This is a genomic window from Edaphobacter dinghuensis (assembly GCF_014640335.1).
In the GTDB taxonomy this organism is placed as follows: Bacteria; Acidobacteriota; Terriglobia; order Terriglobales; family Acidobacteriaceae; genus Edaphobacter; species Edaphobacter dinghuensis.
Genome location: NZ_BMGT01000002.1, coordinates 971,542 through 982,850 on the forward strand (window position 1 = coordinate 971,542; position 11,309 = coordinate 982,850).

Genomic DNA, 11,309 nt, shown 5'->3' on the forward strand with positions numbered 1-11,309 from the left:
TGTTATACTCAGCGGATAGCCGTGGCTCCGCATAAATACGCCGCAGCGCTCAGGTTGGAGTTTGTCCACGTTGAAGAATCGAAGTCTCTTTGCCCAGTCCCTCAGCGCCCAGATCTACTGCGGTCTGCTGATCGCCATCGCGTGCCTCACCCTCAGCTCCTGCCACAGCGCTCAATACTATTACTACAAGTTTCCGCAATATACCTTTGCCGACCGGCCGGTTCCACCCAGTAAACTCGCCCAGCGGGTCATGATCGCCTATACGGTCAACGGTTCGAGCACATCAGCCAGTGCCTCGGGAGCCCTGGCCATCGTGGACGCCAAGCGCGACATCCGCAGCAATATTGAGGGCACCATTCCCTCCTTCTCCATCTCCGGTTATAACTCGGGCTATCCCAGCATGATCTTCAACTTCCCGGCGGAGGTTCATGGCTACGTCTACTCCAATACTGACGGCAGCCTGGGCATCATCGACTACAGCAAGGAATCCTCGTCCGGGTCGGCGGGCAAGTTCCCTGGAGCCGCGTCCATCGCTATTCCTCCCGGCTTCATGCACTACTACGCGGCAGAAGAAGCCGCCGGTCAGCTTGCCGTCATCGATAACGCCACGGGCAGTAGCTACGGCCTCAATCTGCCGAACATCGACAAGGTAGCCGTCAACCAGGGCGACACGGTTGTGCTTGCCATGGTCCGTAATTCCAACATCATCTACCGCCTGGTCAAGCTCAACGCCAACCAGTTCGCCACTTCTCAGTTGGCCATCCAGTCTACCGGCGCAACCGACTGCCAGCCACTCAATCTGCCCGTCTACTGCCTTGTTCCGGTCAACTCCACAGGAGCAGGAGCGGGCGGAGCCAACACCTTCGACCGCCCCATTGGAGCTTACTTCTCGCTGGACGGCACCACCGCCTTCATCCTCAACTGCGGCCCCGAGTGCGGTGGAACTACTTCCAGCCTTACACTGCTCAACCAGAGCACGCTCAACGTCAACACCATTCCTAAGACGATCCCCGATAATTCCGCCTTCGTCTCGAACGTTCCCATTCCCGGCGGAGCCACAGTCGCGCTTTCAGACTCCACTACACTTTATGTAGCGGGACAGCAACAGATGCCCGACGGTCTCTTTACCGGCTATCTCACCACCGTCAACCTGGCCGCCGCCGCCAACAGTCCCTCCACTGCGGTCACCGGCAAGTACGGCATCTCTGACGGCACCCACACCAAGCTGCTCTTCGCCGACAACAATACCCTTTGGATCGGCTCGCAATACTGCGCTACCGGCGAGCGTCAGAAGCTCAACACAAACTACAACTGTCTCACGCGCTTCGATCTCGGAGCCAAGACCGCTCAGATCGTGCCCAACGTCACACCGGGCAGTACCGCTGCCGGTGCAACCGTCGGCTATCCCAACACAAATCAGAACCTCTACTACTACGGCGACCTCACTGGCCTCTGCTGGGTACAGGGCTTCAACAAGATCTATACCGCCTACGGTGGCCAGGTACATGTCTTCAGCACCGTCGATGGCTCTGAGATCGATAACCAGTACGTCACTGTACAGGGCACGGCCCTCGACGTCGCCTATTTAGACGCCGTCACGGACGCCGATAACTAAACCTTCGCCTCGAAACAAATCACAAATCAGGCCCTATGCTTTGCAGATCACGCAAAGCATAGGGCCCCACTCTTTAAGCTTGCCCGCTGCTACCATAACCACCATGGCCTCCATCGACATTCTTGCCATTGCCGCCCACCGCGACGACGTGGAGCAGACCTGCGGCGGCACTCTGCTCGCCATGCACGCCCGCGGCTGGAGCACAGGCATCCTCGACCTCACCCGCGGCGAGTCAGGCACACGCGGCACCGCAGCCGAACGCGAGGCCGAAGCCATCGCCGCCGCGCAGATCCTCAACGTCGCTCACCGCGAAGCTCTCGACCTGCCCGACGGCAACGTTGAGAACACGCTAGCCAATCGCCTTAAGGTGGCAGAGGTGCTCCGTCGTCTGCGGCCTCGTGTCGTGATCCTGCCTTATTGGCAGGGCCGTCACCCCGACCACTACACCAGCGCCACGCTCGGCTACGAGTCCTGCTTCATCAGCGGCCTCGCAAAGCTGGACATCCCCGGTGAGCCTCACCGACCCTATAAGATCCTCTACGCCTCTCTCTACGCCGACGTGCGCCCCTCCTTCGTCGTCGATATCACACCGCACATCGAACAGCGCTATCAGGCTCTGGTAGCCTATCGCTCGCAATACGCATCTCAATCCACAGGCGACTCTATCTTCGTGCGCGAGGACGATATCCGCGAGCGCACCTTCGCTACAGCACGCCACTATGGCCTGCTCGCGGGTGTGCGTTACGCAGAACCTTTCGTTCAAAAAGAAGTCGGCCTCATTGAAGACCTGATGCTTCTTCCCGTCCAATCTATTTAGTTTTTTTGAATTCTCTTACATCCACCGCACCAGCGGGGCCGTACTCCGAATGAAGGCGCAACTCAACCTGCATTCAGGAGAGGTCCTATCGTGGAAAAAGTAAATGAACTTATCAAGAGAGCAGTCTCCCGTCGAACGTTCATGGCTGGGGCAGGAACTACAGCAGCGGCTGCATTTCTGGCCGGATGCAATAATTCACCCGCATCTACGTCCTCCGGCGGTGGGACCACCACTCCTCCTCAGGATGTTCCGGACAACGACATTCTCAACTTCGCGCTCAACCTTGAATACCTCGAAGCCGAGTTCTACCTTCGCGCTGCCACCGGCAGCGGCCTCTCTTCTGCCGATGCTCTCTCTGGTGCTGGAACAGTCAATGGCGGAGCCGCCGTTCCAGGCTTCTCCGCTGCCATGCAGCAATACGCTGTCGAAATCGCACAAGACGAGCTCAATCATGTCCGCGCTATTCAGGCGACCATCTCGAAGAACAGCGGAACACCCGTTGCTCGGCCCAACATCGACTTCACCAATGCCTTCAACGCCCTCGCTTCGGCTGCCGGCATCGGTTCGAGCTTCAATCCCTTCTCCAGCCCCAGTGCCTTCCTTGTAGGCGCATTCGTATTTGAGGACGTAGGCGTTACCGCCTACACCGGTGCTGCCCCTGCCATTACCAACGCCAGTATCCTCTCCGCAGCAGCGGGAATTCAGGCCGTCGAAGCCTATCACGCCGCAGAGATTCGTACGCTGCTCGTAGGCATGGCCGCAGCAAAGAATGACCAGACCTACGTCAACTATGCCAACCAGGTCTCCGCTCTGCGCGGCAAGCTTGGCGGCGGCAACGAGACTATGCTTAGCATCAACAGCATCGTCGCATGTGATACCACCAACGCCATCGCCTTCTCTCGCACCACCGATCAGGTGCTCCATATCGTCTACGCCGCGGCGTCCGGCGCAGGCGTAAAGAGCGGTGGCTTCTTCCCCAACGGCCTCAACGGCTCCATCTCAACGACTGCATCCTAAGGACAGATCATCATGGCAAATCCAGAGACCAAACAACTCGATTCCATCATCTCCAGTCGCCGTGCTTTGCTGGCCATTGGCGGCGCAGCGCTCGCGGGCCTTGCCTTTACACCAAAGGCCGACGCCCAGGCAGCCATCACCGATACCGATATCCTCAACTTCGCCCTCAACCTCGAATACCTTGAGGCCCAGTTCTATAACCTCGCCGCCTCAGGCGTCACCATCGACAAACTTCCTACTCCCATCCCGGTCAGCGTCAACGGTGGAACTGCAGGAACGGTCACGCTCAAGCCCAGCTTCACCAAAGTTACCTTCACCATGCCGACCATCCAGGCCTATGCGACGGAGACTGCACTCGAAGAAGGCAAGCACGTCAGCTTTCTTCAGGGAGCGTTAAGCACAGCTGCGGTGTCGATGCCGAACATCGATCTTTACAACTCCTTCAACGCGCTTGCCGCTGTGGCAGGAATCGGATCTGCCTTCGATCCCTTTGCCAACGACGCCAACTTTCTCATCGGTGCTTACATCTTCGAGGACGTCGGTGTCAGCGCCTATCACGGAGCAGCAGGCCTGATTCAAGATAAAAAAACAATTCTGCCCGCAGCGGTAGGGATTCACGCAGTCGAGGCTTATCACGCCGGCCTCATCCGCACCAGCATCAACGCTCTCGATGCCGGAACCGGAACCCTCAACACGCTCACGCAGAAGATCTCGGCGGCGCGCTCCATGCTGGCGAATCCCTCCGGCGCGTCGACAACCACCTACACCGGAACCAAGGCCGACGACATCGGCCTTACGACAACCATGGTCACCCTCAACGGCAGCTCGGCGTCGGTCGCTTCATCCACCATCGTCGATTGCGATTCGAACTCTATCGGCTGGGGCCGCACTACCTCGCAGATCCTCGCCATCGTTACCGGAACCGACCCCAGCGCCACCATTCACAAGGGAGTCTTCTTTCCTTCCGGCCTTAACGGGACGATTAAGTAATCTCATTTCCTTTAAAACAAAGAAGGCTGCTCGCTAACCAGCGAACAGCCTTCTCTATTTTCTTCTACGAATCAGCCTTCCTCAGCTTCTCCCTTTGCCTCAATCGGATCGGCAGCTACGACCCGGTTCCGGCCAGAGCGCTTGGCGCGGTAGAGTGCGGCGTCGCTCTGCTCCACGAGACTTTGCCACGAGAGCTCGCATCCCTCCGACGAAGCCACACCCAGGCTCGCTCGCACAGGAACAAACTCTCCCCGGCACTGCACTATCAGCGCATCCACCTGCGCCCGTATACGCTCAGCAGCCATCCCTGCCTCGACCAGACCCGTGTCCGGCAGCAGGATACAGAACTCGTCGCCACCCATGCGAGCTACGGCATCCTGCACACGCACCGTCTCGAGCAGTGCCCTTCCAACTGCCTGTAGAACGGCATCGCCACATGCATGTCCAAGCGCATCGTTGACTCGCTTCAGACCGTCGAGATCCATCATCACAACAGCGACCACTCCCTTGGAGCGGCCGCACCGCGCTATCTCTCGCGTCGCAATGCGCGTCAGCGCCCACCGGTTGAGCAACCCGGTCAACTCATCGACCTGCGCATGCCACAGCAGCTCCATGCGCAGCTTCGCCGATGAGAGGAACATAAAGCCGAAGGCAATAGCGCTATTCGTTACCAGCGTTCCCACCAGCCAGAAGCGCAGCATCTCGTTGGCAAGTGCCGGATAGTTGGGCGTGCCGAACTTCAGGCTCACCATCACGCGCAGCAACAACAGAAAGGCATAGACGACGAGCGACACGCCGCTCAGGCTCGCGACCAAGCCAATATCCTCGCCCGCAAAGAGAAATACCACCGTCGCCGTCGCTGCCACCTGCACGCTCTCCGTCGCGCACACAAGCAACAGCATCGCCGGATAATGGGATGGCTCAATCAACAGATAGATCGTGCCCACAGCCACCACGCCCACCAAAACATATTGCAGCGATCGCAATCTGGGGCCGCGCTCCAGCAGCTCGTCGAAGCTGAAATGCAGCATCATCATGCCGAGCACTGCCAGCAATCCAATCAAAGGCTGGGCCATCGGCAACACGCCGCCCAGCAGCGTCAGCAGCAACCCACCACCCCGGCTCAGGTTTGCCCCCGCAAACCACACCACACCTTTTGCCGAGCCGATCATGCGGGCATTTACCACAATCACGCCCGCATACATCACATACAGAAGCACGTTCATCACAACAAGTGTGTGCGTGTCCATTGTTTCGTCCTGGGAACCCACTTCAAATACTGCAATGCGTGCTTATTTACCGAACTGTCCGTCAGTATTTTCCCTGGCGAATGGCGAATATATATTTAATATGCTTGTTTCGCCAGTCGAATCTTTATTACCTATCCCTTCGAATTACCTTTCAATCCAAGTCAAACATGCAATATTTTGCACATAGCATCTCTACCGCTAGAGATAAGAACTGAAATTGCCGTTGCCGGGTTGCGTCTGCAATTGTTCTTGCTTTCAACTCTCATATAGCGATGCTTTCGCACCCTTATCGCGAGCCGATCCGCTCCGCAACAAACCGCACAACCTCGTCTGTTACATAAACCGGAGGCCGCATCGCCAGTACCGGCGTTCCCTGCACCAGTTTTAGCGAGACACCCTTCCACTCCGGCCGCCCCAGCACCCCCTCAGGCACCAGAACAGCATCCGCCCGATCAAGATAAAGCCGCGCCGATTCCTTAAAATCCTCCACCGCAGGGTCGAGCACGCTCAGGTAAATGTCCGGTCTAAGAAATCGGAGAATGCTGTTCGACTCGATCACCGCATTCTCTGCTCGTTCCAGCTCCTTGCGAATCCGAGGCATCGCCTCTGCCAAATTGCCCTGCCTGGTTCGCACCCAGAACGAACGCATTGCACCCGCCGCCAGATAACGTGCAGAATCGGTCCCAGTGGCGCCCTGCCGCTCTTCGCTGATTGCAATCGTATGATCATCCGTCTCGCAGTCGCAGGGCTCTCCATTGGCCGAGCACACCCCATGCCCGAACTGTGTCACCTTGAACGCCGTCCAGTTCATCTGCGGCAACGCTGCAATCAATCCCGCGACCACGCTGGTCTTACCGATGTTTCGGCTATGTCCGCCCACAACCAGGATCGCCATGCCAATGCCTCGCTCAGCCCTTCCGCAACCGGGCCAGATCTCGAAGATACTCTTTCAGAGGCCGCGCCGGACGTCCCCAGAAGACCTCTCCCGGACCGCGCATCTTCTTCCCGCTCAGCACTCCCGCGCCACCACCCAGAATGACCCCAGCCCCTACAGTGGCGTGCTCGCCAATCCCAACCTGGCCGCCTAGGATTGCACCATCCTCCACCACGCTCGACCCCGAGATGCCAGTCTGCGCTGCGATAATGACGTTCTTCCCGATCACGCAATTATGCCCAATGTGCACAAGGTTATCGATCTTCGTCCCTCGCCCGATTCTCGTCTCACCCAAGGCGCCGCGATCGATCGTCGAGTTTGCCCCGATCTCAACGTCGTCTTCCACATGCAAGCTTCCTTGTTGCGGGAAGATCACATACTCCCCAGTCTCCGCATGACGCGCATAGCCAAAGCCGGTAGAGCCCAGCACAGCTCCTGCCTGCACCACCACCCGGTCACCCAGAATCGTCTGCGGATAGAGGGTGACTCGAGCGAAGAGGTCGCAGTCATTGCCGATAGAGACTCCATCGCCGATCACCACCCCCGGCCCAATGCGCGTCCCTGCGCCAATCTTCACGCCTTTCCCGACAACGGCCGAAGGATGAACCTCAGCCTCAAATCCCTTCCCCTTTAATCTTTTGGCGACAACCGCAAAGGCATAGCGTGGATCGGCAACCTGACAGATCCGCGGGTCATTCTCCATGCCCTCAAGCCTTTTGCGAGCAAGAATCAGGCCGGCATTTGACTCGACTGCGGCCTTGAGCGACGCCGGATCGACGGCAAAGACCACGGAACTCGCCGTAGCCGTCTCAATGCTCGAAACCCGGTCGATCTCTCCATCAACAGACAAAGCTCCCGCCCCAATCCAGCCAGCGACTTCACTCATCTTCGCCATCAGTAGATCCCCGTCTCTCCCGCAGGCCGCGTCTTCCATCGCCGATGCATCCATAGCCACTGTTCGGGATACTGCCTCACATAACCTTCAATCACACTGGTGAACAAGGCTGTATTCGCGATTGCATCCGATTCGGAGTCACCGGTACGCACCAGATTCAACTCCGCTCCAAAATGTAAAACATATCTCTTCTCTCGCGGCTCCCATAACAGAAAGCCCGGCACCACCGCTGCTCCTGTCTTCAGCGCTATCCGGGCCATTCCGGAAGCGGTACAAGCCTCAACGCCGAAAAACGGCACAAAGACACCCTGCGGAGGCGTCATATTCGTGTCCATCAGAATCCCGACCGTCTCTCCGCCACGCATCGAAGCAATCAAGCCGCGCGCGAAATCGTCCTTGTGCATCACCTTGTTCCCATGCAGGCACCGGATACGATTTACAAAGGTATCAACCAGCGGATTATCCAACCGCCGGATCACCATTCCCATGGGATACCCCATCAGGGAGTGATAAAAACTCGACAGCTCCCACGCCCCCAGATGGCCGGTCAGCACCAGCACACCCTTGCCTCGTTCCCGTGCTGTCAGATAGCTGTCCAGACCGTCATAGCGAATAAACTTGCTTGCCCGTTCCGGAGTATAAGACGGCATCTGGCAGAACTCCGCCAGCAGGCAGCCCAGATTGCGATAGACCGCACGCAGAATCGTCTCGCGCTCTGAAGCACTCTTCTCCGGAAACGCCAGTTGCAGATTGCGCAACCCCACCTTGCGCAGACGGCCTAAAGCGTTGAACGCCAGCCAGCCAATTCCGGCGCCTACTCTCCGCGCCAATCCTCTTGGAAGGACAGCCAAACACGCGACAAAAACCCTTACAACAAAGAATTCGGCCCACTCTCGAGCCGTAACTTCTTCCCGCCGTGACTGTCGCTGTGTAGCCTTGCTCAAGCATTCAGTCTACTAGCGTGTCGTGCTCTTGTTCTCAAAAAACAAAGGGCGGCCAGATCGGCCGCCCTTCGCAAATTACTGTTTGAATCTACTGGTTCGCCTTGGAGACGACGAAGTAGTGGGCCACAGTCCGAACAAACGGACGCGCCTCGGGCGGTGTTGCCTGATTGCCCTTCAGGATGGTCTGGAACGGAAGGTCCGTGCCGTACATCGTGCGGGTGTCGTCCTGGTTCTGCGAGAGCACCGTGCCGTCGAGATTGATGCCGGCAAAGAGTCCCTTGCTGCGCGAATAGGTCAGGAACTCCGCATTCAGCTTCCAGTCCGTTCCGGCCTGGGCGTTGCGGCCAACCGGGCCGGCCGAAGCAGCGGCATCGCCACCGATCTTGAACTTGTTCTTCAGCATGTCCTGAAGCCCCTGCTGATTCATCGCAACCAGCACCAGGTCTGTGGCCTGTCCGCCGATCTGGAATCCGAAGCTGCCGCCGGCAAGCTGCACAAATACCGGAGCGCTCCAGCCGCGTGGCGTGCGGCAGGTGGCTACACCTTGGCCATACTGTCCGCCAACAACAAACGCTGCCTTCTTATAGCTAGGAACCACCACCACGCAGGACGCGCCAGCGAGGATGCTTTGCGGGATCCCTTTATCCGGTGTTGCCATAATCTGCCGAACGACGTTCTGGGCATCTGTCAGGCGCTCTGTCAGCTTCGCCTTATCCGATGCCGCAAATGCCGAGACAGAACTCGCCACCATGGCCAATCCACATGCAATCACTGTTATCCGCTTCATAGTTTTTATGCCTTTCACTTTCCAAGACTTTGATTTGAGTGGCCGCTTCAACATTCGATGAGATGGGAAGAACCAAAGCCGAGTTGTACCTTAGCAGAGTTGCCTGAGGTAACACAAAAAATGGGGGTTGTAGAGATAGCGCCAGAGTTACCCCTGACACGCTCTCTACAACCCCTCTCCCAGGTCTGTGTTGCTTATGACACTCTGCATCACATCCACAGCCATCACAACGGTACGAAGGTCTATATACCTTTGAGCGATTCTTGTTAACTTCTTAGTCAATAGAAAACTACTTCTCGAGGAGGTTCCTATTAAGCGTCTCGATCGTAAGCGCGATGCGGTTGGCCACCCCGACCTTCCGCATAATCCGGCCCACATGCGCCTTCACCGTCACCGCATCGATGCCGAGTGCGCGAGCGATCTCCCGGTTCGGGCTGCCGGTCACCAGCAGGCGAAGCACCTGCACCTCGCGTTCGGTAAACTTCGGTGCGCTGCCTACTGCGGTATTTGCCGTCTCAGTCGCCGACGACGACTCCAGCAGCCTTGCCAGCACCTTTCTGGGTGCCCATAGCGAATCGTCCTGCACGATCTCGATCGCCATGCGAATCTCGCTCTCCTTCGCCGTATGGGTCAGGTACCCCTTGGCTCCGGCGCCGATCACCTGCTGGATGTACTCGTGGTCGTCCTGCACTCCGATCACGATCAGCCGCAGGCGCGGGCGACGCCGATGAAAGGTAGCCAACAACTCGAAGAGATGGTCCGTACATGCGGCATCGATCAAAATCAGCGATACACCGGATGCGTCCAGCGCTCCCGGTACCGATAGGGCAAGTACCTCGAAACCGCTCTCGGAAAACATCGACTGCAAACCAATAATCCGCAATGGGTCAGTCGCAATCAACCCAATACGCAGATGTACATCCGATGCTGTCTCTTTCATCGCCCTTAAAGCCTCTACTTCTCAACGGTTACAGGCAGGCAGTGTGCTGTTGTCAGGGAAAGGTTCGGCCGCCGCTACAGCTTTGGCAGAACGATTCCCTGCTGATTCTGGTACTTTCCTTTACGGTCCGCATAGCTGGTCTCGCAGACTTCATCGGACTGAAAGAAAAGGATCTGACACAGCCCTTCGTTGGCATAAACCTTGGCCGGAAGCGGCGTCGTATTCGAGATCTCGAGCGTGACAAACCCCTCCCACTCCGGCTCGAAGGGCGTGACATTCACGATGATTCCGCACCGGGCATAAGTCGACTTGCCGACACAGATCGTCAGGACATCCCGTGGAATTTTGAAGTATTCGATCGACCGCGCCAGCGCGAACGAGTTTGGCGGCACAATCACGCTATCGGACTGCACCGTGACGAAAGACCGCTCGTCGAATGCCTTCGGATCGATAATTGCGCTGTTGACGTTCGTAAAAATCTTGAATTCATCCGAAACACGCAGGTCGTACCCATAGGACGAAAGTCCATACGAAATCACGCCTTCCCGGACCTGTTTTTCGCTGAACGGAGAAATCATGCCGTGCTCGATCGCCTGTTGGCGAATCCAGCGGTCGCTTTTAATGGCCACGCTAATCTGCTTCCCTTCGTCTTCCGATTCGAGTCTCTTATCATGAGGTAAGGGAAACCGGGGCCTAAAACGCCCCTCTTTCCGTTGCCTCATTAGATTCTTCATCTTACGGTAGCGTTCTTACATTGACAATCTTGTTTCGACTTTCTACCATCACGGTACTAAACCCGGTCAGTAAATGTGTTGAAAAAAAATTACAGCCCAAGGACGGCGGCCCCAAATGATTAAGCAGGATCTTATACAAAGGGTTGTTGAACGTACCGGCCTCCCGCGGACCAAAGCAGAGGCTGCCGTCGACGCCATCTTCGATAGCATGAAGCAAAACCTGATCGCCGGTGACCGCATTGAACTTCGCGGCTTCGGCGTCTTCACCGTGAAACCGCGCAAAACCGGCATCGGACGCAATCCGAGGACAGGCGCTGAGGTCACCATCGCCCCAGGAAAAGCGGTCCGCTTCAAGCCCGGCAAAGAACTCCACCTTCTGGAATAGT

Annotated in this window: 12 protein-coding genes; 5 read left to right on the forward strand and 7 right to left on the reverse strand. The window is 57.3% G+C overall.

What is annotated here, in order from left to right:
* The first annotated feature begins 70 nt into the window (after window positions 1-70).
* The 4 genes from IEW09_RS09600 to IEW09_RS09615 all read left to right on the forward strand — a co-directional run bounded on the left by IEW09_RS09600 (window position 71) and on the right by IEW09_RS09615 (window position 4,439).
* On the forward strand, window positions 71-1,615 hold the full coding sequence (locus IEW09_RS09600; protein ID WP_188553925.1) for a hypothetical protein: 1,545 nt from the start codon (window positions 71-73) through the stop codon (window positions 1,613-1,615).
* A gap of 103 nt (window positions 1,616-1,718) precedes the next feature.
* On the forward strand, window positions 1,719-2,432 hold the full coding sequence (bshB1, locus tag IEW09_RS09605) for a bacillithiol biosynthesis deacetylase BshB1 (protein WP_188553926.1): 714 nt from the start codon (window positions 1,719-1,721) through the stop codon (window positions 2,430-2,432).
* Between the two features lie 90 nt (window positions 2,433-2,522).
* Window positions 2,523-3,449 (forward strand): ferritin-like domain-containing protein, encoded by a 927-nt coding sequence (locus IEW09_RS09610; RefSeq protein ID WP_188553927.1) that lies wholly within the window; start codon window positions 2,523-2,525, stop codon window positions 3,447-3,449.
* 12 nt (window positions 3,450-3,461) lie between these two features.
* On the forward strand, window positions 3,462-4,439 hold the full coding sequence (locus tag IEW09_RS09615; RefSeq protein ID WP_188553928.1) for a ferritin-like domain-containing protein: 978 nt from the start codon (window positions 3,462-3,464) through the stop codon (window positions 4,437-4,439).
* Window positions 4,440-4,510: 71 nt separating this feature from the next.
* Here the strand turns inward: IEW09_RS09615 and IEW09_RS09620 are convergent, their stop codons facing one another.
* The 7 genes from IEW09_RS09620 to dcd form a co-directional block, all read right to left on the reverse strand.
* Complete coding sequence (locus IEW09_RS09620) at window positions 4,511-5,689, reverse strand: GGDEF domain-containing protein (protein ID WP_188553929.1); 1,179 nt, start codon at window positions 5,687-5,689, stop codon at window positions 4,511-4,513.
* Window positions 5,690-5,975: 286 nt separating this feature from the next.
* Window positions 5,976-6,584: a hypothetical protein gene (locus IEW09_RS09625; protein ID WP_188553930.1), complete on the reverse strand. Its 609-nt coding sequence runs from the start codon at window positions 6,582-6,584 to the stop codon at window positions 5,976-5,978.
* A gap of 13 nt (window positions 6,585-6,597) precedes the next feature.
* On the reverse strand, window positions 6,598-7,509 hold the full coding sequence (gene lpxD, locus IEW09_RS09630; protein ID WP_229739216.1) for a UDP-3-O-(3-hydroxymyristoyl)glucosamine N-acyltransferase: 912 nt from the start codon (window positions 7,507-7,509) through the stop codon (window positions 6,598-6,600).
* 8 nt (window positions 7,510-7,517) lie between these two features.
* On the reverse strand, window positions 7,518-8,462 hold the full coding sequence (locus IEW09_RS09635) for a lysophospholipid acyltransferase family protein (protein WP_188553932.1): 945 nt from the start codon (window positions 8,460-8,462) through the stop codon (window positions 7,518-7,520).
* A gap of 88 nt (window positions 8,463-8,550) precedes the next feature.
* Window positions 8,551-9,249 (reverse strand): lipid-binding SYLF domain-containing protein, encoded by a 699-nt coding sequence (locus IEW09_RS09640; RefSeq protein ID WP_188553933.1) that lies wholly within the window; start codon window positions 9,247-9,249, stop codon window positions 8,551-8,553.
* A gap of 289 nt (window positions 9,250-9,538) precedes the next feature.
* Complete coding sequence (locus IEW09_RS09645; RefSeq protein ID WP_188553934.1) at window positions 9,539-10,189, reverse strand: response regulator transcription factor; 651 nt, start codon at window positions 10,187-10,189, stop codon at window positions 9,539-9,541.
* Between the two features lie 74 nt (window positions 10,190-10,263).
* Window positions 10,264-10,818: a dCTP deaminase gene (gene dcd, locus IEW09_RS09650; protein ID WP_188553935.1), complete on the reverse strand. Its 555-nt coding sequence runs from the start codon at window positions 10,816-10,818 to the stop codon at window positions 10,264-10,266.
* Between the two features lie 220 nt (window positions 10,819-11,038).
* On the opposite strand from dcd, the gene IEW09_RS09655 reads away from it, so the two are divergent.
* Window positions 11,039-11,308, forward strand: a complete 270-nt coding sequence (locus IEW09_RS09655; protein ID WP_121472085.1) for an HU family DNA-binding protein — start codon at window positions 11,039-11,041, stop codon at window positions 11,306-11,308.
* Window position 11,309 lies beyond the last annotated feature (1 nt).